A 22440-nucleotide genomic window follows, 5' to 3' on the forward strand; every position below is an offset into this window, starting at 1 on the left:
GTTAGAATCCTCAACGCGCCGCTTATGCCGGCGCGTTTTTTTTTGCATCCGGTTCACCCTTTACGAGGGTAGCCACCTGGAGATTACCCATGGCACAACCTATTGTCGTGGCGGCACTGTACAAGTTCGTCACCCTCGAAGATTACGTCAACCTGCGTGAGCCCCTGTTGCAGGCAATGCTCGACAACGGCATCAAGGGCACCTTGCTGATTGCCGAAGAAGGCATCAACGGCACGGTTTCCGGCAGCCGCGAAGGCATCGACGGGCTGCTGGCCTGGCTGAAGAACGATCCGCGCATGGTGGATATCGATCACAAGGAATCCTACTGCGACGAGCAGCCGTTCTACCGCACCAAGGTCAAGCTCAAGAAAGAGATCGTTACCCTGGGCGTGCCCGGCGTCGATCCCAACAAGAAGGTCGGGACCTACGTCGAGCCACAGGACTGGAACGCCCTGATCAGCGATCCGGAAGTGCTGCTGATCGATACCCGCAACGACTATGAAGTGTCCATTGGCACCTTCGAAGGCGCCATCGACCCCAAGACCACCAGCTTCCGCGAATTCCCGGACTACATCAAAGCCCACTTCGACCCGAGCAAGCACAAGAAGGTGGCGATGTTCTGCACCGGCGGCATCCGTTGCGAGAAGGCCTCGAGCTACATGCTCAGCGAAGGCTTCGACGAGGTGTTTCACCTCAAGGGCGGGATCCTCAAGTACCTCGAAGAGGTACCGCAGCAAGAGAGCAAATGGCAGGGCGACTGCTTTGTGTTCGATAACCGGGTCACCGTGCGCCACGACCTGAGCGAAGGCGACTACGATCAATGTCATGCCTGCCGTACTCCAGTGAGCGTCGAGGATCGTGCATCCGAGCACTATGTGCCTGGTATCAGCTGCCCGCACTGCTGGGACAAGCTGAGCGAGAAGACCCGCCGCAGTGCCATCGACCGGCAGAAGCAGATCGAATTGGCCAAGGCTCGCAACATGCCGCACCCGATTGGTTACAACTACAAGCAATCTTCTTCCGAGGCTTGAGCCATGTCTGCCCGCCTGCTCTATGTGATGGACCCGATGTGTTCATGGTGCTGGGGCTTTGCGCCCGTGGCCCAGGCCCTGGCGGAGCAGGCCCGGGCCGCCGGGGTCGAGGTGCACCTGGTGGTGGGGGGCTTGCGTACCGGTAGCGGTGCGGCCCTGGAACCCAATACCCGGCGCTACATCCTCGAGCACTGGCAGGCGGTGCACCAGGCCACCGGCCAACCGTTCGGCTTCGAGGGCGCCTTGCCCGATGGCTTTGTCTATGACACCGAACCGGCCTGTCGCGCCATCGTCACCGCACGTGGCCTGGCGGCGGACTGCGCCTGGACCCTGCTGGGGCTGATCCAGCAGGCGTTCTATGTCGAAGGCCGGGATGTCACCCTGGCCAGTGTGCTGGTGGAGCTGGCGGAGCGGGCAGGGGTGCCGCGCATCGAATTCGCCGAGGCCTTCGACCGGGCCGAGCAGCATGTGGCTACCGCGGCGGACTTCACCTGGGTCCAGGACCTGGGAATCGCCGGCTTTCCTACCTTGCTGGCCGAGCGTAATGGCCAATTGGCATTGCTGACCAACGGCTATCAGCCTCTGAGCGAGCTGTCCCCTCTGTTGGGGCGCTGGCTGGAGCGCGCCGCCTGTGCCTGAACCGGTGGATTCAAGCGTCAGCGGCAAGCCGATCGATCGCCTGAGCTGGGCGCATATCCGTCGCCTGGCTCTTGAGCACAAGAAATCTCTGTGGATCGCCAACGGCGTCGCCGTGCTGGCGACCCTGTGCAGTGTGCCGATCCCGCTGCTGCTGCCCTTGCTGGTGGATGAGGTGCTGTTGGGGCACGGCGATGCCGCTCTGCAGGTGATGAACCGCTTCCTGCCCCAGGGATGGCAGAGTGCCGCTGGCTATATCGGCCTGATGCTCATGGTGACGCTGATCCTGCGCTGCTCGGCGCTGGTGTTCAACGTGATTCAGGCGCGGCTGTTTGCCGGGCTGGCCAAGGACATCGTCTACCGCATCCGCGTGCGGCTGATCGAGCGGCTCAAGCGCATTTCCCTGGGGGAATACGAAAGCCTGGGGGGCGGTACGGTCACCACTCACCTGGTCACCGACCTGGACACTGTGGACAAGTTCGTCGGTGAGACCCTCAGCCGCTTCCTGGTGGCCATGCTGACCCTGGTGGGCACAGCGGGCATCCTGATGTGGATGCACTGGAAACTGGCCTTGCTGATCCTGCTGTTCAACCCGCTGGTGATCTTCGCCACGGTGCAGTTGGGCAAGCGGGTCAAGCACCTGAAAAAGCTGGAAAACGACAGCACCTCGCGCTTTACCCAGGCCCTGACCGAGACCCTGGAGGCTATCCAGGAAATTCGCGCGAGCAATCGCCAGGGCTACTTTCTCGGGCGCCTGGGGCGGCGTGCCGAGGAGGTGCGGGACTACGCTGTGGCCTCGCAATGGAAAAGCGATGCCTCGGGCCGCGCCAGCGGGCTGCTGTTCCAGTTCGGCATCGATATCTTCCGTGCGGCGGCGATGCTGACCGTGTTGTTCTCCGACCTGTCCATCGGCCAGATGCTGGCGGTATTCAGTTACCTGTGGTTCATGATCGGGCCGGTGGAACAGTTGCTGAACCTGCAATACGCCTACTACGCCGCGGGCGGCGCACTGACCCGGATCAACGAGCTGCTGGCGCGGGCCGACGAACCGCAGTACGGCCCGGGTGCGGACCCGTTCGTGGGGCGCGAGACCGTCGGCATCGAGGTCCGTGGCTTGAGCTTCGGCTACGGTGACGAGCGGGTGCTGGACAATATGGACCTGTCCATCGCTCCCGGTGAAAAGGTAGCCATTGTCGGTGCCAGCGGTGGCGGCAAGAGCACCCTGGTGCAGTTGCTGCTGGGGCTGTACACACCGCAGACCGGGGTGATCCGCTTTGGTGGTTCGACCCAGCAGGAAATCGGCCTGGAGACGGTTCGGGAGAACGTGGCGGTGGTGTTGCAGCATCCCGCGCTGTTCAACGACACCATCCGCGCCAACCTGGCCATGGGGCGCGAGCGCAGTGACGAAGCCTGCTGGCAGGCCCTGGAAATTGCCCAGTTGGACGCTACCGTCAGGGCCTTGCCGCAGGGGCTGGACAGCGTGGTGGGGCGTTCCGGCGTGCGTTTGTCCGGGGGCCAGCGCCAGCGCCTGGCGATTGCGCGGATGGTTCTGGCCGAGCCCAAGGTGGTGATCCTCGATGAGGCCACTTCCGCCCTGGATGCTGCCACCGAGTACAACCTGCATCAGGCCTTGACGCGTTTTCTGCGTGGGCGGACTACGCTGATCATTGCCCATCGCTTGTCAGCGGTAAAACAGGCGGACCGGGTTTTGGTGTTCGATGGCGGGCAGATTGCCGAAGATGGCGACCATCAGCAGCTGATTGCCGATGGCGGCCTTTACGCCAAGCTGTACGGGCATTTGCAGCAGGTTCGATAGCCTTGAGTTTTATCCGTCTTTCTGTGCTTAGTGCTTGAATTTCCTGGTGGAACAACCGTTTCAGCTTTAGCGCGGCGGCCCGTTTCCCCAGCCAGTCTGCGTCAGCGGCAGCCTGCCCTGCGCCGGTTCTGTGGAAATTGGCCTAACCTGTGCTGTCTGAGGCGCAACTACTGGGTGTTCATTTGGCTGTGCGCAAGCAAGGACCCTCATGAAGCAAAAGCGGACTTTCGCAACGCCGCGCTTGTTGGGCATCGTCTGGCCCTTCATCGCCGTGGTGTTATTTCAAGCGCTGTTGGGCGGCCTCAGCCTGTACGTTCTGTCGGCGGTACGGGGTTATGTGGCTGGTGAAAGCCTGTGGTCCAAGGGCCAGAAAGACGCCATCTACTACCTCAATCTGTATGCCGACAGCCGCGACGAAGGCACTTTCCTCAAGTACCAGAACGCAATTGCCGTGCCCCAGGGCGGGCATGAGTTGCGGGTTGCCCTGGATCACCAGCCACCGGATCTGGAGGCCGCACGCCTGGGCATCCTCAAGGGCGGCAATCACCCGGACGATGTCTCCAGCCTGATCTGGCTGTACCTCAACTTCCGTCATTTCAGCTACCTGGAAAAGGCCATCGATCTGTGGACCGTGGGGGACGGATACCTGTTGCAACTGGACACCGTGGCCCGGGAGATGCACCAGAGGATCGGCAGCAATAGCGCCAGCGAAGGCGACGTGCAGCGCTGGAAGAGTCAGATTTTCGCCATCAATGACGGCGTCACTCCCGCTGCCAAGGCCTTCAGCGATGCCTTGGGCGAGGGTTCGCGGGTGATCTTGCGGCTGTTGCTGGTGACCAACCTGGCAACCGCGCTGGTGCTGATTGCCCTGGCCCTGCTGCGCACGCACAAGCTGCTGGCCCAGCGCCATGCCTTTGCCGACGCCCTGCAACTGGAAAAGGAGCGGGCGCAGATCACCCTGCAGTCCATCGGCGACGGGGTGATCACCACCGACGTCGAAGGTGCCATCGCCTACATGAACCCGGCGGCAGAGGATCTGACTCGCTGGAAGGCCGAGCAGGCAGTGGGGTTGCCCCTGGCAGCCTTGTTCAACCTGCTGGATGAAAATGCCCAGGCTGACGGTTTCACCCTCATCGAACACATCCTCAGCGGTCAGCTCAGCGGCGGCAGCGAGCATTCCAAACTGATCCAGCGTCTGGACGGCAGCACAGTCTCGGTGACCCTGGTGGGGGCGCCGATCCGCAATGCCGGCAAGGTCAGCGGCACGGTGCTGGTGCTGCACGACATGACCCAGGAGCGGCAATACATCGCCAACCTCTCCTGGCAGGCGACCCATGACGCCCTGACCGGCCTGGCCAATCGCCGGGAGTTCGAGTTCCGCCTGGAGCAGGCCCTGCACAGCCTGATTCGCCAGCCGGCACGGCATGCGCTGATGTTCCTCGATCTGGATCAGTTCAAGCTGGTCAATGACACCTGTGGCCATGCTGCCGGGGACGAGCTGCTGCGGCATATCTGCGCGCTGCTGCAGTCGGGCCTGCGCGAAGGCGACACCCTGGCACGGCTGGGTGGGGACGAGTTCGGCATCCTCCTGGAGAATTGCTCGCCAGAGGCCGCGGAGAAGATTGCCGAGGGGCTGCGCCAGACCGTGCAGAATCTGCATTTCGTCTGGAAAGGCCGGCCCTTCGTGACCACCGTGAGTATCGGCCTGGTGCACATCGCCCAGACCCCGACCACCCTCGAAGCCTCGCTGAGAGCGGCGGACATGGCCTGCTACATGGCCAAGGAAAAGGGGCGTAACCGTGTGCAGGTCTACCATGCCGACGATTCCGAGCTGTCGCTGCGCTTTGGCGAGATGGCCTGGGTCCAGCGTCTGCACATGGCGCTGGAGGAAAACCGCTTCTGCCTCTATTCGCAGGAGATCACCGCCCTGGGGCATGTCGAGCGTGGCGGCGGGCATGTGGAGATTCTGTTGCGCCTGCATGACGAGGCGGGCCGGATGATTCTGCCGGACAGCTTCATTCCGGCGGCGGAGCGCTACGGCCTGATGACCTCTCTGGACCGTTGGGTGGTACAGAACGTATTCAAGATCATTGCCCAATGCATTGCCGAAGGCCGTGAGGGGCCAATGGCAATGTGCGCCATCAACCTGTCGGGTATCACCATCGGTGATGATGCGTTTCTCGACTTCTTGCGCGAGCAGTTTGTCGTCTATGGCGTACCGCCAAAGTTGATCTGTTTTGAAATTACTGAAACCAGTGCGATTGCCAATTTGGGCAGTGCCATTCGTTTCATAAATGAACTCAAGGGCTTAGGTTGCCATTTTTCCCTGGATGACTTTTGTGCGGGAATGTCGTCGTTCGCTTATCTCAAACATTTGCCTGTAGACTTCCTCAAGATCGATGGAAGTTTCGTAAAGGATATGCTGGACGACCCGATTAACCGCGCCATGGTCGAAGTGATCAACCACATCGGGCATGTCATGGGTAAGCGCACGATTGCCGAGTTTGTTGAAACACCGCAGATCGAGCAGGCATTGCTTGAGATCGGCGTGGATTATGCTCAAGGCTACATTATTGAACGCCCGCAATTGTTCACCTGTGACAGCCTGCAGTGTCGACCCGTGAGACCACAGCCACTGTTGTTCAAGGCGCCCGGTACGTTCCGTTGAAACCTCTTTTGGATCCGTACATCACAATCAAAAGGAGCCCGACAGTGATCGACACATTCAGCCGAACCGGCCCGCTCATGGAAGCTGCCAGTTACCCCGCCTGGACCCAGCAATTGATCCAGGACTGCAGCGAGAGCAAGCGCCGCGTCGTGGAGCATGAGCTGTACCAGCGCATGCGCGATAACAAACTCAGTGCCAAAGTCATGCGTCAGTATCTGATTGGCGGCTGGCCGGTGGTTGAACAGTTCGCCCTGTACATGGCGCAAAACCTGACCAAGACCCGTTTTGCCCGCCATCCCGGCGAAGACATGGCGCGTCGCTGGCTAATGCGCAATATCCGGGTCGAGCTCAATCATGCCGATTACTGGGTGCACTGGAGCCGGGCCCATGGCGTGACCCTGGAAGACCTGCAGGCCCAGCAAGTACCGCCAGAGCTGCATGCCTTGAGCCATTGGTGCTGGCATACCAGTTCTGCCGATTCCCTGATCGTGGCCATTGCCGCCACCAACTACGCCATTGAAGGGGCTACGGGCGAGTGGTCGGCGCTGGTGTGTTCCAACGGCATCTATGCCGCGGCGTTCCCGGAAGAGGATCGCAAACGTGCCATGAAGTGGCTGAAGATGCATGCCCAGTACGACGACGCCCATCCGTGGGAAGCGCTGGAAATCATCGTCACCCTGGCAGGGCTGAACCCGAGCAAGGCCCTGCAGGTCGAGCTGCGTCAGGCCATCTGCAAGAGCTATGACTATATGTACCTGTTCCTGGAACGCTGCATGCAGCAGGAAAAGACTGCGGTGACCCGCGAGCGCCTGGCACTGGCCGAAGGCTGAGTCAGGGAATGTCGGGCGCTTCGATTGCCGCGCACGCTGGACGTGTGGGGTGATGAAGTTGCCCGTGCATCAACGGGGCAGGGCGCTACCTTGTGCTCAGCCCGCCATTGCCAGGCGGTTGCGCCCTTCGCGCTTGGCCACGTACAGCGCGCTGTCGGCGCGTCGCAACAGGCTTTCTGCGGATTCTCCCGGTAGCAGAGTCGAACACCCCAGGCTTACGGTAAGTTCGATCGGCTGACCATCGGCCCGGTAGTCCTGGGCCTGGGCGGCATGGCGCAGACGCTCGCCCACCATCGCCGCGGCTTCGCGCCCGGTGTTGGACAGCAGGATCAAGAACTCTTCCCCGCCAAAGCGAAACACCATGTCGACATTGCGCAATTGCCCCTTGATTGCCGCGGCAACGGCCTTGAGAACTTGATCGCCGGCGCTGTGGCCGTGGTTGTCGTTGATGCGCTTGAAGTGATCGATGTCCAGCATCAGCAGCGACAGTGGAAGCAGGTGACGACGGGCCATTTCGATTTCCCGTTGCAGGGTCTGGTCCATGGCGATGCGATTGCCGGTATCAGTCAGCGGATCCCGCAGGGCACTGCGAGTGGCGGCGCGATACAGCAGGGCATTGCGCATCGGGTACAGCAGGGTCGAGAGCAGCGATTCCAGGGAGCCCTGTTCTGATTCGCTGAAGCGCTGGTTGCGGCGAAAGACCAGCTCGCCCATCGGTTCGCCTTCGTGGCTCAGGCTGTAGCTGATGGAGTGATGGCCGCGCTGGCCGAACTCCAGGCGCAGGTCGCTCGGAGTGTGCTGGTACTGCAGGGCATCCAGGGGGACCAGGCGCTGAACCTCACGAAAGAACAGGCCCAGGATGCGTTGCGGTTCAAGGCTGGTCTGCAGCTGCAGGCCCAGTTGCTGGCGCAACTGGGCGAGGCTGATGGGCTGCTTGATCAGTGGCGACTGCTGGCCAAAGCCCAGGCGTTGCAATTTGGCGCTATCGAAGTCAATTGCGTTGGTCTGGGTCGGTGTTTTCATCTGAGCTTGAGCCCCCTGAGCACTGTGTACGGTCTAACTGCCTGGGTGAGAGCGGCTCAGAGCTGCGCGTCATACTGTTCCATCAGTCCCGTAGGACAACGCGCATATTTTAGGCCGTCTCGCCTGTGGCTATAAAGCCCTCAGCGCAAGCCGTTTTCCACAGCGTCAATGCACTGTGTATTGAGTGTCGTTAGAGCGAAACTCGTGCCATTCGGTTCATATTGGGAAAACTTGTTTGGATTCAGCAGCTTGGGTTTCGGCGTAAAAAGGCTGTCGTCAAAAATGACATTTGTTTGGCTTGAAACCTACGCGGGGTAGGCATTGCCGAGGCGTCGCGACGGTATTCCGTCGCGACGAACGGGAGGGGGTATTACTGCGCGTCGAAGGCTTGACCGTTGATCCCGGTGCTGTCCGGCCCCATCAGGTACAGATAGACCGGCATGATTTCTTCCGGGGTCGGATTGTTGCTGGGGTTTTCTCCCGGGTAGGCCTGGGCCCGCATGCTGGTGCGGGTGGCGCCTGGGTTGATGCTGTTGGCACGCACCGGAGCCACGGTGTCCAGCTCGTCGGCCAGGGTCTGCATCAAGCCTTCGGTGGCGAATTTCGACACGCCGTAGGCGCCCCAGTAAGCCCGGCCCTTGCGGCCAACGCTGCTGGAGGTGAAGACCACCGAAGCATCCTGGGACAGCTTGAGCAGGGGCAGCAGGGTGCTGGTAAGCATGAACATGGCGTTGACGTTGACCTGCATCACACGCATGAAGTTCTCCCCGGAGAGCTGCTCCAGAGGCGTGCGCGGGCCGATGATCGAGGCGTTGTGCAACAGGCCGTCGAGGTGGCCGAACTCGGTTTCGATCATGGCCGCCAGTTCGTCGTACTGGTGCGGCAGGGCGGTTTCCAGGTTGAACGGGATTACCGCCGGCTGCGGATGGCCGGCCGCCTCGATGGCGTCGTAGACCTCGGTCAGGTTGGCTTCGGTCTTGCCCAGCAGCAGCACGGTGGCGCCATGAGCGGCAAAGGTCTTGGCGGCGGCGGCGCCGATGCCACGACCGGCGCCGGTGACCAGAATGACCCGGTCCTTGAGCAGTTCTGGGCGAGCGGAATAATCAAACATAAAAGGCCTCAACAGAAATTGGATCGTCCCCGGCGCTTAGCCGGGCATGCCGCTGCTCAGCAGCTGCACAGCGCGTTGTCCAGAACCTGGCGCAGTTCCAGCGGGTGACTGACCACCACGTCGGCGCCCCAGTGCCGTGGGTTGTCGTCCGGATGGATATAGCCATAGGTCACCGCAGCGGTCCTGGTGCCCGCATCGCGGCCGGATTCGATATCGCGCAGGTCATCGCCGACAAACAGCACGCTGGACGGGGCCAGGTCGAGCATCTTGCACGCCAGGATCAGCGGTTCGGGGTCGGGCTTGCTGTTCTTCACGTGGTCAGGGCAGATCAGCAGTGCCGAGCGCTCGGCCAGCCCCAGTTGCTGCATGATCGGCTCGGCGAAGCGCAGCGGCTTGTTGGTGACCACGCCCCAGACCAAGTGGGCCTTTTCGATATCTGCCAGCAGCTCGGCCATGCCGTCGAAGAGCTTGCTGTGCACGGCGCAATGCTTGAGGTAGCGCTCGAGAAACTCCAGGCGCAGTTCCTCGAAGCCCGGGGATTCGGGGTCCATGGAGAAGGTCACCGCCACCATGGCGCGGGCGCCGCCGGAGATCTCGTCGCGAACGTGCTGGTCGGCGATGGGCGGCAGGCCGCGATCACGGCGCATGCCCTGGCACACCGCGATGAAGTCCGGAGCGGTATCGAGCAGGGTGCCATCCATGTCGAAGAGAACGGCTCTGATAGCCATGTCTTACTCCTCTCGCAGGGTCTGGATCATGTAGTTGACGTCCACGTCCGGGGCCAGCTTGTAGTGCTTGGTCAGCGGGTTGTAGGTCAGGCCGATGATGTCCTTGACGGTGAGGCCGGCAGAGCGGCTCCAGGCACCGAGCTCGGATGGGCGGATGAACTTCTTGAAGTCGTGGGTGCCGCGCGGCAGCAGCTTCATGATGTATTCAGCGCCGATGATGGCGAACAGGTAGGCCTTGGGGTTGCGGTTGATGGTGGAGAAGAACACCTGGCCACCGGGCTTGACCATGCGGAAGCAGGCGCGAATCACCGACGAAGGGTCCGGCACGTGCTCGAGCATTTCCAGGCAGGTGACCACGTCGAATTGCTCGGGCATTTCCTCGGCCAGGGCCTCGGCAGTGATCTGCCGGTACTCGACGTTGACGCCGGATTCCAGCTGGTGCAATTGCGCCACGGCCAGCGGGGCCTCGCCCATGTCGATGCCGGTCACGGTAGCGCCGCGCTGGGCCATGGCTTCGCTGAGGATGCCGCCGCCGCAGCCGACGTCGAGGACTTTCTTGCCCGCCAGGCCGACCCGTTCGTCGATCCAGTTTACCCGCAGGGGGTTGATGTCGTGCAGGGGCTTGAACTCGCTTTCACGGTCCCACCAGCGATGGGCCAGGGCTTCGAATTTGGCGATTTCAGCGTGGTCGACGTTGCTCATGGGTAGTGCTCCAAAGCTAGAAAATTCTCTGTCGGGCCTCGAGCCTGTGCTCAAGGCCCGGGTTATGGGTGGTGGCCGCTGATGCGCCGGGCCCAGTCGCGGGCGGTAGCGCCCAGCTGATGCTCGTCCAGGCGGGTCAGGCGTCGGTCATCCAGCAGTTGCTTGCCGGCGACCCATACATGTTTCACGCAGTCTCGGCCGGTGGCGTAGATCAGTTGCGACACCGGGTCGTAGATCGGCTGCTGGGCCAGGCCGGACAGGTCGAAGGCTGTCAGGTCTGCGGCCTTGCCGATTTCCAGGGAGCCCACTTGGCTTTCCAGGCCCATGGCCCTGGCGCCGTTGAGGGTAGCCATGCGCAGTGCGCGATGGGCATCCAGGGCGGTAGCCGACCCGGCCACGGCCTTGGCCAGCAGCGCGGCGGTACGGGTTTCCCCCAGCAGGTCCAGGTCGTTGTTGCTGGCGGCGCCATCGGTGCCTACCGCCACGTTGACTCCGGCCTGCCACAGGCGTTCTACAGGGCAGAAGCCGCTGGCCAGTTTCAGGTTGGATTCCGGGCAGTGAATGACGCTGGTGTTGGTTTCTACCAGTAAAGCCAGGTCGTCATCGCTGATTTGGGTCATATGAACGGCCTGGAAGCGTGGTCCCAGCAGCCCCAGGCGAGCCAGGCGCGCCAGCGGTCGCTCACCGTGCTGTTCCACGGATTGCTGCACCTCATGGGCGGTCTCATGCACATGCATGTGGATCGCAGCGTCGAGTTCTTCGGCAATGATCCGGACTTTTTCCAGGTTCTCGTCGCCAACGGTGTAGGGTGCATGAGGGCCGAAGGTGATGTTGATCCGCGGATGATGCTTGAGATCGCCGAACAGCTCTACGCCCTGGCGGATGGCTTCGTCGGCATTCTGGGCACCGGGAATCGGGAAGTCGAGAATGGGGATGGCGACCTGTGCTCGCATGCCGCTGTTGTGCACCCGCTCACTGGCAACCTTCGGGAAGAAGTACATGTCCGAGAAACAGGTGATCCCACCCTTGATCTGCTCGGCGATGGCCAGGTCGGTGCCGTCGCGGACGAAGGCTTCATCCACCCACTTGGCTTCGGCGGGCCAGATGTGCTTTTCCAGCCAGGTCATCAGCGGCAGGTCATCGGCCAGGCCGCGAAACAGGGTCATGGCGGCGTGCCCGTGGGCGTTGATCAGGCCCGGGGTGAGCAGGGTGTCGGGCAGTTCGCGGATTTCCGTGGCGCGATACTTCAAGGCCTCGGCGCGTGGGCCGATGAACACGATGTGCCCGTCGCGGATGCCCAGGCCGTGTTCCCTGAGGACGACGCCGGCCGGCTCCACCGGCACCAGCCAGGTCGGGAGCAGCAGCAGGTCGAGCGCAATGTCGCGGTTCGGCATCGAGTATCGGTCCAGGGCTTTATATAAAAGGATGGCGAAGTATACCCGAGCGTCCTGGCAGGGGGATCGCTATAATCGGCGGCTTTTGTTCATGAGTGCGGGGTGAGGGATGCGCGATCGTCTGTTGGCTGCGGAGAAAGTCAGGGCCATTGAATGGCGGGATAGCACTCTGTACCTGCTCGATCAGCGGGCCTTGCCTTTCGAGGAATCCTGGATTGCCTATGACAGCGCCGCTGGAGTGGCCGAGGCGATTCGCTCGATGGTGGTCTGTGGGGCGCCGGCCATTGGCATCAGTGCTGCCTACGGCCTGGTTCTGGCAGCACGTGGACGATCTGTCGCAGGTGGCGACTGGTTTGCGGCGCTGGAAGAGGATTTCACTTTGCTGGTGGATGCCGCTCCTGCGGCGGTGAATCTGTCCTGGGCGCTCAATCGCATGCGCGAGCGCCTGGAGCGGGTCAGGGAATATGCTGATCCGTTGGCAGCGCTGGAAGCTGAAGCCCTGGCCATTCATGAGAGCGATCGCGAAGCCAACCTGACCATGGCTCAGCTGGGTGTGGACCTGATCCGGCGGCATCAGGGCAACCCCCAGGCCCTGTTGACTCACAGCAATACCGGCGCCCTGGCCACCGGTGGTTTCGGCACGGCCCTGGGGGTGATTCGCGCGGCCTGGCTGGAAGGTATGGTGGAGCGGGTCTACGCCGATGAAACCCGGCCCTGGTTGCAGGGTTCGCGCCTGACGGCCTGGGAGCTGGCCAGCGAAAGCATTCCGGTAACGGTAAATGTCGATGCAGCCGCCGCGCACATCATGAAGACCAAGGGCGTGACCTGGGTCGTGGTGGGGGCGGACCGCATCACTGCCAATGGCGATGTAGCGAACCAGATTGGCACTTACCAGCTGGCGGTCAATGCCATGCACCACGGTGTTCGCTTCATGGTGGTGGCGCCCAGTTCGAGCATCGACATGAGCCTTGCCAGCGGTGATGACATTCCCTTGGCAGAGCGGGCGGGCGAGGAGTTGCTGGAGATCGCGGGCAAGCGCATGGGGGAGGGGGTAGAAGGCTTCAATCCGCTGTTCGATGTCACGCCAGCGGACCTGATCGATGCCATCGTCACCGAGAAGGGCGTTGTCGAGCGGCCGGACACGGCCAAGATGGCGCAATTGATGTGCCGCAAGCGCTTGCACTGACGAGTGTCGGGGCAAGTCGTTGGTGCCAGCTTCCCGGGAAAGCTGTCAGCTCAGTAAAAAGCGCTTAATTATGTGCGAATTTGGCCTCTGAGCCCCTCTCGTCTCTTATCAGGCTGTCACCGGTCAACTAACTATGCTCCATGCGCGTCAGGGGGATAGGTGCGTGGCGGCGATTGTGATAACATCCGGCGGTTTCCAAGGTGGTCCGACGCGGCTGCCTTCACTGCGCAAATCCATGGCATAACTTGTTGATTTGTCGTAAGTCGGTGCATGGCACTAGGCCTGCAGCGGCGAGCTTCGTTCGTCCCATATGGATGTGACGAAGTTTCACCAGAAAAAGGAATCAGGCTTCTCATGGGCGAACTGGCCAAAGAAATCCTCCCGGTCAATATCGAAGACGAGCTGAAACAGTCCTACCTCGACTACGCGATGAGCGTAATCGTCGGGCGGGCACTGCCTGATGCGCGCGATGGCTTGAAGCCCGTGCACCGGCGTGTGCTGTACGCGATGAGCGAGCTCGGTAACGACTGGAACAAGCCGTACAAGAAATCTGCCCGTGTTGTCGGTGACGTGATCGGTAAGTATCACCCGCACGGTGATACCGCGGTGTACGACACCATCGTTCGTATGGCCCAGCCATTCTCCCTGCGCTACCTGCTGGTAGACGGCCAGGGTAACTTCGGTTCGGTCGACGGCGACAACGCGGCGGCCATGCGATACACCGAAGTTCGCATGACCAAGCTGGCGCACGAGCTGCTGGCCGACCTGCACAAGGAAACCGTGGACTGGGTGCCGAACTACGACGGCACCGAGATGATCCCGGCGGTCATGCCGACCAAGATCCCCAACCTGCTGGTCAACGGTTCCAGCGGTATCGCCGTGGGCATGGCGACCAACATTCCGCCGCACAACCTCGGTGAAGTCATCGATGGTTGCCTGGCGCTGATCGACAATCCCGAGCTGACTGTCGACGAACTGATGCAGTACATCCCCGGCCCGGATTTCCCGACCGCGGCGATCATCAACGGTCGCGAAGGCATCATCGAGGCCTATCGCACCGGCCGTGGCCGCATTTATATGCGTGCCCGCTCGATCATCGAAGACATCGACAAGGTTGGCGGCCGCCAACAGATCGTCATCACCGAGCTGCCTTACCAACTGAACAAGGCGCGGTTGATCGAGAAGATCGCCGAGCTGGTGAAAGAGAAGAAACTCGAAGGCATCACTGAACTGCGCGATGAGTCCGACAAGGACGGTATGCGCGTCGTGATCGAGCTGCGTCGTGGCGAAGTGCCTGAGGTGATCCTCAATAACCTCTACGCCCAGACCCAGCTGCAAGCAGTGTTCGGCATCAACATCGTGGCGCTGATCGACGGCCGTCCGCGGATTCTCAATCTCAAGGATCTGCTGGAAGCCTTCGTTCGTCACCGTCGTGAAGTCGTTACCCGGCGTACCGTGTTCGAGCTGCGCAAGGCTCGTGAGCGTGGCCACATCCTTGAAGGCCAGGCCGTTGCCCTGTCCAACATCGATCCGGTGATCGCCCTGATCAAGGCCTCGCCGACGCCGTCGGAAGCCAAGGAAGCGCTGATCAGCACCCCTTGGGAGTCCAGCGCGGTCATGACCATGGTCGAGCGTGCCGGTGCGGATTCCTGCCGTCCGGAAAACCTTGATCCGCAATACGGTCTGCGCGACGGCAAGTACTTCCTGTCCCCGGAACAGGCACAAGCCATTCTGGAGTTGCGCCTGCACCGCCTGACTGGCCTGGAGCACGAAAAGCTGCTGGCCGAGTACCAGGAGATCCTCAACCAGATCGGCGAGCTGATCCGCATCCTCAATAGCGCCACGCGCCTGATGGAAGTGATCCGCGAAGAGCTGGAAGTGATCCGCGCCGAATACGGCGACGTGCGCCGCACCGAGATTCTCGATGCCCGCCTCGACCTGACCCTGGGTGACATGATCCCGGAAGAAGAGCGTGTGGTGACCATTTCCCACGGCGGCTACGCCAAGACCCAGCCGCTGGCTGCCTACCAGGCCCAGCGTCGTGGCGGTAAAGGCAAGTCGGCCACAGGCGTCAAGGATGAGGACTACATCGCTCACCTGCTGGTTGCCAACAGCCACACCACGCTGCTGCTGTTCTCCAGCAAGGGCAAGGTGTACTGGCTGAAGACTTATGAAATTCCTGAAGCATCCCGTGCGGCACGCGGTCGTCCGCTGGTCAACCTGCTACCGCTGGATGAGGGTGAATACATCACCACCATGCTGCCGGTAGAGGAGTACACCGAAGGTCACTACATCTTCATGGCGACCGCCAACGGCACCGTGAAGAAGACCCCGCTGGAGTCCTTCAGCCGCCAGCGCAGCGTGGGCCTGATCGCCCTGGAGCTGGACGAAGGCGACGTGCTGATCAGTGCCGCCATCACCGATGGCGAGCGTGAAGTCATGCTGTTCTCCGACGGAGGCAAGGTCACTCGCTTCAAGGAGTCCGACGTGCGCGCCATGGGCCGTACCGCTCGCGGTGTGCGCGGCATGCGCCTGGCGGAAGGTCAGAAGCTGATTTCCATGCTGATTCCGGAAGAAGGCAGCCAGATCCTCACCGCCTCCGAGCGTGGTTTCGGCAAGCGTACCGCCATTGGCGAGTTCCCCGAGTACAAGCGTGGCGGCCAGGGCGTTATCGCCATGGTCAGCAACGAGCGTAACGGTCGCCTGGTTGGCGCGGTGCAGGTGCTGGATGGTGAGGAGATCATGCTGATTTCCGATCAGGGCACCCTGGTGCGTACCCGTGTCGACGAAGTGTCGAGCCTGGGCCGTAACACTCAAGGCGTGACTCTGATCAAGCTGGCCAGCGATGAAACCCTGGTGGGCCTGGAGCGGGTGCAGGAGCCATCGGAAATCGAGGGCGAAGAGTTCGAAGGTGAAGAGGGTGCTGAATTCGAGGGAGCCGTGCTGGATGCGGTTGCCGATACCGATGAGGCAGCCGAAGGCCAACAGGCAGACGCCGCAGGCGAAGAAGAGTCGCAAGACTAAATAAATCGTAGCAGGGCAGAGTGTTTGCTCTGTCCGCTACCGTGAATGCATAGCGAGAGTGGATGTGAGCAAACGAGCCTATAACTTCTGCGCAGGTCCCGCTGCGCTACCTGAAGCTGTCCTGTTGCGTGCCCAGGCCGAATTGCTGGATTGGCATGGCAAGGGCCTGTCGGTCATGGAAATGAGCCATCGCAGCGATGAGTTCGTTTCCATTGCCACCAAGGCCGAGCAGGATCTGCGTGATCTGCTGAATATCCCCTCGAACTATAAAGTGCTGTTTCTGCAAGGCGGCGCCAGCCAGCAATTTGCCCAGATCCCACTGAACCTGCTGCCCGAGGGTGGCAAGGCCGACTATGTCGACACCGGTATCTGGTCGCAGAAAGCCATTGAAGAAGCCTCCCGCTACGGGCAGGTGAATGTGGCGGCCACTGCCAAGCCTTACGACTATTTCGCAATTCCCGGCCAGAACGAATGGCAGCTGTCGCAAGATGCGGCCTACGTGCACTACGCGCCGAACGAAACCATTGGCGGCCTGGAATTCAACTGGATCCCGGAAACCGGCGACGTTCCCCTGGTGGCCGACATGTCGTCCGACATCCTCTCGCGCCCTGTGGATATCTCCCGTTTCGGCATGATCTACGCTGGCGCGCAGAAGAATATCGGCCCCAGCGGCATCCTGGTGAACATCATTCGCGAAGACCTGCTGGGGCGTGCCCGTTCGCTCTGCCCGACCATGCTCGACTACAAGGTCGCGGCGGACAACGGCTCGATGTACAACACGCCGCCGACCCTGGCCTGGTATTTGTCCGGCCTGGTGTTCGAATGGCTCAAGGAGCAGGGCGGGGTTGAAGCCATCGCCAAGCTCAATGAGGCCAAGCAGCGCACCCTGTACGATTTCATCGACGCCAGCGGCCTGTACAGCAACCCGATCAACAAGACCGACCGCTCCTGGATGAACGTACCGTTCCGTCTGGCCGACGATCGCCTGGACAAACCGTTCCTGGTGGGCGCCGAGGCTCGCGGCCTGTTGAACCTCAAGGGCCACCGCTCGGTGGGTGGCATGCGCGCTTCCATCTACAACGCCGTGGACATCAACGCAGTCAATGCGCTGGTGGCCTACATGGCGGAGTTCGAGAAGGAACACGGCTGATGTCTGAGCAAGAACTCAAGGCTCTGCGCCTGCGTATTGACGCCTTGGACGAGAAGGTCCTGGAGCTGATCAGTGAGCGCGCGCGCTGTGCCCAGGAAGTGGCGCGGGTCAAGATGGGCTCCCTCGCCGAGGGCGAAGTGCCGGTGTTCTATCGTCCCGAGCGTGAAGCCCAGGTGCTCAAGCGGGTGATGGAGCGCAACCAGGGGCCGCTGGGCAATGAAGAGATGGCGCGTTTGTTCCGCGAAATCATGTCTTCGTGCCTGGCCCTGGAGCAGCCATTGAAAGTGGCCTACCTCGGTCCTGAAGGTACCTTCACCCAAGCCGCGGCCATGAAGCACTTCGGTCATGCGGTGATCAGCAAGCCGATGGCAGCGATCGATGAGGTGTTCCGTGAAGTGGCGGCCGGCGCCGTGAACTTCGGCGTGGTGCCGGTGGAAAACTCCACCGAGGGTGCGGTGAACCACACTCTCGACAGCTTCCTCGAGCACGACATGGTGATCTGCGGTGAAGTCGAACTGCGCATTCACCATCATCTGCTGGTGGGTGAGAACACCAAGACCGACAGCATCAGTCGCATTTATTCCCATGCCCAGTCCCTGGCCCAGTGCCGCAAGTGGCTGGACGCCCATTACCCGAATGTCGAGCGCGTGGCGGTGTCCAGCAACGCCGAGGCGGCCAAGCGGGTCAAGGGCGAGTGGAATTCGGCGGCGATCGCCGGCGACATGGCGGCAGGCCTGTATGGCCTGACGCGCCTGGCAGAGAAAATCGAGGATCGTCCGGACAACTCCACGCGCTTTTTGATGATCGGTAATCAGGAAGTGCCGCCGACCGGCGACGACAAGACCTCGATCATCGTGTCCATGAGCAACAAGCCCGGTGCCTTGCACGAGCTGTTGGTGCCATTCCACGACAATGGCATCGACCTGACGCGAATCGAGACCCGACCTTCGCGCAGTGGCAAATGGACCTATGTGTTCTTCATCGACTTCGTCGGCCACCACCGTGATCCGTTGGTCAAGGGTGTGCTGGAAAAGATCAGTCAGGAAGCAGTAGCACTCAAGGTGCTGGGTTCCTACCCGAAAGCGGTTCTCTGAGGCTTTAACAATGAGTGGCGACTTCCTCGCACTGGCACAACCAGGCGTGCAACAACTTTCGCCTTACGTTCCGGGCAAGCCCGTGGACGAACTGGCCCGTGAGCTGGACATCGATCCGGCCACCATCGTCAAGCTGGCGAGCAATGAAAACCCGCTGGGCGCCAGCCCCAAGGCCCTGGCGGCGATTCGTGACGAGCTTGCCGAGCTGACCCGTTATCCGGATGGCAACGGTTTTGCCCTCAAGTCCCTGCTGGCCGAGCGCTGCGGTGTGGAAATCGACCAGGTGACCCTGGGCAACGGTTCCAACGACATTCTGGAGCTGGTGGCTCGTGCCTACCTGGCGCCTGGCTTGAATGCGGTGTTCAGCGAGCACGCATTTGCCGTCTACCCCATCGTTACCCAGGCTGTCGGAGCCCAGGCTCGCGTGGTTCCGGCCAAGAGCTGGGGGCATGACCTGCCAGCCATGCTCAAGGCGATCGATGATCGGACCCGCGTGGTGTTCATCGCCAACCCGAACAACCCGACCGGTACCTGGTTCGGTGCCGAGGAACTGGACGAGTTTTTGCAGGATGTACCGGCCCACGTGCTGGTGGTGCTGGACGAGGCCTATATCGAGTACGCCGAAGGCAGTGACCTGCCGGATGGCCTGGACTTCCTGGCGGCCTACCCGAACCTGCTGGTTTCGAGAACCTTCTCCAAGGCCTATGGCCTGGCAGCCCTGCGGGTCGGTTATGGGCTGTCGACCCCGATGGTGGCGGATGTGCTGAACCGTGTGCGCCAGCCTTTCAACGTCAACAGCCTGGCCTTGGCTGCGGCTTGCGCCGCACTTGAGGATGTGGACTACCTGGCCGAGAGTCGTCGTCTGAACGAGGCCGGCATGCAGCAGTTGGAGGCGGGGTTCCGTGATCTGGGCCTGAGCTGGATTCCTTCCAAGGGCAATTTCATTGCCGTGGACCTGGGGCGTGAGGCTGCGCCGATCTTCCAGGGGTTGTTGCGCGAGGGGGTGATCGTGCGTCCGGTGGCCAACTACGGCATGCCAAATCATTTGCGCATCACCATCGGCCTGCCGGCGGAAAATACTCGTTTCCTTGAGGCCTTGGCCAAGGTTCTGGCCCGTGCTTGATGTCATTCCAATGCAATCTGCTGTGCCTATGATCGGTCGCCTGGTGGTGATCGGCCTGGGGTTGATTGGCGGTTCCTTTGCCAAGGGTTTGCGTGAAAGTGGCCTGTGTCGTGAGGTAGTCGGTGTCGATCTGGATCCGCAGTCCCGCCAGTTGGCGGTCGAACTGGGGGTGGTGGATCGCTGTGAAGAGGATCTGGTCCTGGCTTGCCAGGGCGCCGATGTGATTCAACTGGCGGTGCCGATCCTGGCCATGGAAAAGCTGCTGGCTCTGCTTGCCGGCATGGATCTGGGCCAGGCGGTGCTGACCGACGTCGGCAGCGCCAAAGGCAATGTGGTGCGCGCTGCACAAGAAGCTTTTGGCGGCATGCCTGCACGCTTTGTCCCGGGGCACCCCATTGCGGGCTCCGAGCAGAGTGGTGTGGAAGCCTCCAACGCGCAGCTGTTTCGTCGGCACAAGGTGATCCTGACGCCTCTGGAGCAGACTGATGCCGCGGCGCTGGACCTGGTCGACAGGCTTTGGCGTGAGCTGGGGGCGGATGTCGAGCACATGCAGGTCGAGCGTCACGATGAAGTCCTGGCGGCGACCAGCCATTTGCCGCACCTGCTGGCGTTCGGTCTGGTCGATTCCCTGGCCAAGCGCAGTGAAAATCTCGATATCTTCCGTTACGCTGCGGGCGGGTTCCGCGATTTCACGAGAATCGCCGGCAGCGACCCGGTCATGTGGCACGACATCTTCCTTGCCAATCGCGAGGCGGTACTGCGCACACTCGATACATTTCGCAACGACCTCGACGCTCTGCGTGATGCGGTCGATGCAGGGGACGGGCATCAATTGTTGGGCGTATTCACTCGCGCCCGGGTTGCCCGCGAGCATTTCGGTAAAATCCTGGCCCGCCGGGCCTATGTGGACGCTATGAACTCCAACGATCTGATTTTCCTGGCAAATCCTGGTGGCCGCCTGTCTGGGCGGATTCGTGTACCGGGCGACAAGTCGATTTCTCACCGCTCGATCATGCTTGGCTCGCTGGCTGAGGGCACCACTGAAGTGGAAGGTTTCCTCGAGGGCGAAGATGCTCTGGCGACCTTGCAGGCTTTCCGCGACATGGGCGTGGTCATCGAAGGGCCGCATCATGGTCGTGTGACCATTCATGGTGTTGGCTTGCACGGCTTGAAGCCGGCTCCAGGGCCGATCTACCTGGGGAACTCCGGTACCTCGATGCGCCTGCTGTCGGGCTTGCTGGCTGCACAAAGCTTTGACAGCACGTTGACTGGCGATCCGTCCCTGTCCAAGCGTCCGATGAATCGTGTGGCGAACCCGCTGCGGGAAATGGGCGCGGTCATTGAGACGGCTGCCGAGGGTCGCCCGCCGATGGTGATTCGTGGCGGTCACAAGCTCAAGGGGCTGACCTATACCTTGCCGATGGCCAGTGCGCAGGTTAAGTCCTGCCTGTTGTTGGCAGGTTTATATGCCGAAGGAAAAACAACGGTCACCGAGCCGGCTCCGACCCGTGACCATACCGAGCGCATGCTGCGTGGCTTCGGCTACTCGGTGAGTGTCGACGGCGCCACGGCTTCGGTCGAATCCGGCGGCAAGCTCAAGGCAACCCATATTGAGGTGCCTGCGGACATTTCTTCCGCGGCGTTCTTCCTGGTGGCTGCATCCATTGCCGAAGGTTCCGAACTGGTGCTGGAGCACGTGGGGATCAACCCGACCCGTACAGGTGTGATCGATATCCTGCGGTTGATGGGCGCTGACATTCGTCTGGAAAACCAGCGCGAAGTGGGTGGCGAGCCGGTTGCCGATCTGCATGTGCGCGCCGCCAAGCTCAAGGGGATCGAGATTCCCGAAGAGTTGGTACCGCTGGCAATCGATGAGTTCCCTGTGTTGTTCGTCGCGGCCGCTTGCGCCGAAGGGCGCACGGTGCTGCGTGGCGCTGAAGAGCTGCGGGTCAAGGAGTCTGACCGTATCCAGGTGATGGCTGATGGCCTGCTGACCCTGGGGGTCAAGTGCGAACCGACCCCGGACGGCATCATCATTGAGGGTGGCCAGATCGGCGGCGGGGAGGTTCATGGGCATGGTGACCACCGTATCGCCATGGCTTTCAGTGTCGCCTCGCTGCGCGCCAACGCGCCGATCCGCATTCATGACTGCGCCAACGTTGCGACCTCGTTCCCGAACTTCCTTGCGCTGTGCGCGCAGGTGGGGATCCGTGTCGCGCAAGAGGCTCAGTCGTGAATATCAAGGCGCCGGTGATCACCATCGATGGGCCGAGTGGTTCGGGTAAGGGCACCATTGCCGGGAAGCTGGCCAAGCATCTGGGCTGGTGTCTGCTGGACTCCGGAGCGCTGTACCGGCTTCTGGCGTTCGCCGCGCGCAATCATGGCGTCGATCTGACCAACGAAGAGTCGCTGAAATTGTTGGCGGCTCACCTGGATGTGCAGTTTCTCGGAGCTACCGAGAACCATCCGCAGCGGATCATTCTTGAGGGTGATGACGTGACGGATGACCTGCGCAACGAGCAGGTCGGGGCCTGGGCTTCTCAGGTTGCGGCGTTGCCTGCTGTGCGAGACGCCCTGCTGCAGCGTCAGCGTGCCTTTCAGGAGCCGCCAGGGTTGGTTGCCGATGGCCGCGACATGGGAACCGTGGTGTTTCCCGACGCTCCGTTGAAGATTTTCCTGACTGCCAGTGCCGAGGAGCGTGCTCGTCGCCGTTACTTGCAGTTGAAGGGAAAGGTCGATGGTGTTAGTCTGTCGAGTCTGCTAGATGAGATCCGTACGCGTGATGAGCGCGATACCCAGCGAGCGGTGGCCCCGCTCAAGCCGGCGGCTGACGCCATACAGCTGGATTCCACGGAGTTGTCCATCGATCAGGTGTTGCAACGCATCTTGAGTGAAATCGCCATTCGCGATATCACCGGGTGAAC

17 protein-coding genes are annotated in these 22440 nt (G+C 61.6%); 12 read left to right on the top strand and 5 right to left on the bottom strand.

Going from position 1 to position 22440, the window contains the following annotated elements:
• Positions 1-89 precede the first annotated feature (89 nt).
• The 5 genes from BM382_RS11045 (at position 90) to BM382_RS11065 (ending at position 6981) form a co-directional block, all read left to right on the top strand.
• Positions 90-1031 (top strand): oxygen-dependent tRNA uridine(34) hydroxylase TrhO, encoded by a 942-nt coding sequence (locus BM382_RS11045; protein ID WP_011062595.1) that lies wholly within the window; start codon positions 90-92, stop codon positions 1029-1031.
• 36 nt (positions 1032-1067) lie between these two features.
• Positions 1068-1670, top strand: coding sequence for a DsbA family protein (locus BM382_RS11050; protein ID WP_169892285.1), 603 nt, complete (start codon positions 1068-1070; stop codon positions 1668-1670).
• A 31-nt stretch (positions 1671-1701) separates the two neighbouring features.
• Positions 1702-3483: an ABC transporter ATP-binding protein gene (locus BM382_RS11055; RefSeq protein ID WP_169892275.1), complete on the top strand. Its 1782-nt coding sequence runs from the start codon at positions 1702-1704 to the stop codon at positions 3481-3483.
• Between the two features lie 208 nt (positions 3484-3691).
• A complete protein-coding gene (locus tag BM382_RS11060; protein WP_011062592.1) occupies positions 3692-6151 on the top strand; it encodes an EAL domain-containing protein in 2460 nt (819 codons plus the stop codon).
• 44 nt (positions 6152-6195) lie between these two features.
• Positions 6196-6981, top strand: a complete 786-nt coding sequence (locus tag BM382_RS11065; RefSeq protein ID WP_015636578.1) for an iron-containing redox enzyme family protein — start codon at positions 6196-6198, stop codon at positions 6979-6981.
• A gap of 96 nt (positions 6982-7077) precedes the next feature.
• On the opposite strand, the gene BM382_RS11070 is transcribed toward BM382_RS11065, so the two are convergent.
• From BM382_RS11070 to BM382_RS11090, 5 genes are all read right to left on the bottom strand, one after another.
• Positions 7078-8004: a GGDEF domain-containing protein gene (locus BM382_RS11070; protein WP_011062590.1), complete on the bottom strand. Its 927-nt coding sequence runs from the start codon at positions 8002-8004 to the stop codon at positions 7078-7080.
• Positions 8005-8374: 370 nt separating this feature from the next.
• On the bottom strand, positions 8375-9115 hold the full coding sequence (locus tag BM382_RS11075) for a YciK family oxidoreductase (RefSeq protein WP_015636577.1): 741 nt from the start codon (positions 9113-9115) through the stop codon (positions 8375-8377).
• Between the two features lie 56 nt (positions 9116-9171).
• Positions 9172-9843, bottom strand: a complete 672-nt coding sequence (gene mupP, locus BM382_RS11080; RefSeq protein WP_072442814.1) for an N-acetylmuramic acid 6-phosphate phosphatase MupP — start codon at positions 9841-9843, stop codon at positions 9172-9174.
• Between the two features lie 3 nt (positions 9844-9846).
• Complete coding sequence (ubiG, locus tag BM382_RS11085) at positions 9847-10545, bottom strand: bifunctional 2-polyprenyl-6-hydroxyphenol methylase/3-demethylubiquinol 3-O-methyltransferase UbiG (RefSeq protein WP_011062588.1); 699 nt, start codon at positions 10543-10545, stop codon at positions 9847-9849.
• A gap of 62 nt (positions 10546-10607) precedes the next feature.
• Positions 10608-11939: a TRZ/ATZ family hydrolase gene (locus BM382_RS11090; protein WP_072442816.1), complete on the bottom strand. Its 1332-nt coding sequence runs from the start codon at positions 11937-11939 to the stop codon at positions 10608-10610.
• Positions 11940-12048: 109 nt separating this feature from the next.
• On the opposite strand from BM382_RS11090, the gene mtnA reads away from it, so the two are divergent.
• From mtnA to cmk, 7 genes are all read left to right on the top strand, one after another.
• Positions 12049-13125, top strand: coding sequence for an S-methyl-5-thioribose-1-phosphate isomerase (gene mtnA / locus BM382_RS11095; protein WP_072442818.1), 1077 nt, complete (start codon positions 12049-12051; stop codon positions 13123-13125).
• A gap of 354 nt (positions 13126-13479) precedes the next feature.
• Complete coding sequence (gene gyrA / locus BM382_RS11100; protein WP_011062585.1) at positions 13480-16149, top strand: DNA gyrase subunit A; 2670 nt, start codon at positions 13480-13482, stop codon at positions 16147-16149.
• Between the two features lie 64 nt (positions 16150-16213).
• Positions 16214-17299 carry a 3-phosphoserine/phosphohydroxythreonine transaminase gene (gene serC, locus BM382_RS11105; RefSeq protein WP_011062584.1) on the top strand — a complete coding sequence of 362 codons (1086 nt, stop codon included), beginning with the start codon at positions 16214-16216 and terminating at the stop codon, positions 17297-17299.
• Positions 17299-18393 (top strand): prephenate dehydratase, encoded by a 1095-nt coding sequence (gene pheA, locus BM382_RS11110; RefSeq protein ID WP_011062583.1) that lies wholly within the window; start codon positions 17299-17301, stop codon positions 18391-18393. Before serC ends, pheA begins: the two co-directional genes overlap by 1 nt.
• A gap of 10 nt (positions 18394-18403) precedes the next feature.
• Positions 18404-19516, top strand: a complete 1113-nt coding sequence (gene hisC, locus BM382_RS11115) for a histidinol-phosphate transaminase (protein ID WP_072442820.1) — start codon at positions 18404-18406, stop codon at positions 19514-19516.
• Positions 19517-19544: 28 nt separating this feature from the next.
• Positions 19545-21752, top strand: a complete 2208-nt coding sequence (locus BM382_RS11120; RefSeq protein ID WP_041752460.1) for a bifunctional prephenate dehydrogenase/3-phosphoshikimate 1-carboxyvinyltransferase — start codon at positions 19545-19547, stop codon at positions 21750-21752.
• A complete protein-coding gene (gene cmk, locus BM382_RS11125; protein ID WP_072442823.1) occupies positions 21749-22438 on the top strand; it encodes a (d)CMP kinase in 690 nt (229 codons plus the stop codon). The genes BM382_RS11120 and cmk overlap by 4 nt, the downstream gene beginning before the upstream one ends.
• Positions 22439-22440: the final 2 nt, after the last annotated feature.

It is taken from the genome of Pseudomonas sp. NFPP25, assembly GCF_900116505.1.
GTDB lineage: Bacteria > Pseudomonadota > Gammaproteobacteria > Pseudomonadales > Pseudomonadaceae > Aquipseudomonas > Aquipseudomonas protegens.

Excerpts from the sequence above, each read along its gene's own strand:
- BM382_RS11070 (WP_011062590.1), bottom strand. The coding sequence starts at position 8,004 with ATGAAAACACCGACCCAGACCAACGCAATTGACTTCGATAGCGCCAAA.
- BM382_RS11075 (WP_015636577.1), bottom strand. The coding sequence starts at position 9,115 with ATGTTTGATTATTCCGCTCGCCCAGAACTGCTCAAGGACCGGGTCATT.
- BM382_RS11050 (WP_169892285.1), top strand. The coding sequence starts at position 1,068 with ATGTGTTCATGGTGCTGGGGCTTTGCGCCCGTGGCCCAGGCCCTGGCG.
- gyrA (WP_011062585.1), top strand. The coding sequence starts at position 13,480 with ATGGGCGAACTGGCCAAAGAAATCCTCCCGGTCAATATCGAAGACGAG.
- pheA (WP_011062583.1), top strand. The coding sequence starts at position 17,299 with ATGTCTGAGCAAGAACTCAAGGCTCTGCGCCTGCGTATTGACGCCTTG.
- BM382_RS11060 (WP_011062592.1), top strand. The coding sequence starts at position 3,692 with ATGAAGCAAAAGCGGACTTTCGCAACGCCGCGCTTGTTGGGCATCGTC.
- BM382_RS11090 (WP_072442816.1), bottom strand. The coding sequence starts at position 11,939 with ATGCCGAACCGCGACATTGCGCTCGACCTGCTGCTGCTCCCGACCTGG.
- BM382_RS11120 (WP_041752460.1), top strand. The coding sequence starts at position 19,545 with ATGATCGGTCGCCTGGTGGTGATCGGCCTGGGGTTGATTGGCGGTTCC.
- hisC (WP_072442820.1), top strand. The coding sequence starts at position 18,404 with ATGAGTGGCGACTTCCTCGCACTGGCACAACCAGGCGTGCAACAACTT.
- mupP (WP_072442814.1), bottom strand. The coding sequence starts at position 9,843 with ATGGCTATCAGAGCCGTTCTCTTCGACATGGATGGCACCCTGCTCGAT.
- mtnA (WP_072442818.1), top strand. The coding sequence starts at position 12,049 with ATGCGCGATCGTCTGTTGGCTGCGGAGAAAGTCAGGGCCATTGAATGG.
- ubiG (WP_011062588.1), bottom strand. The coding sequence starts at position 10,545 with ATGAGCAACGTCGACCACGCTGAAATCGCCAAATTCGAAGCCCTGGCC.
- BM382_RS11045 (WP_011062595.1), top strand. The coding sequence starts at position 90 with ATGGCACAACCTATTGTCGTGGCGGCACTGTACAAGTTCGTCACCCTC.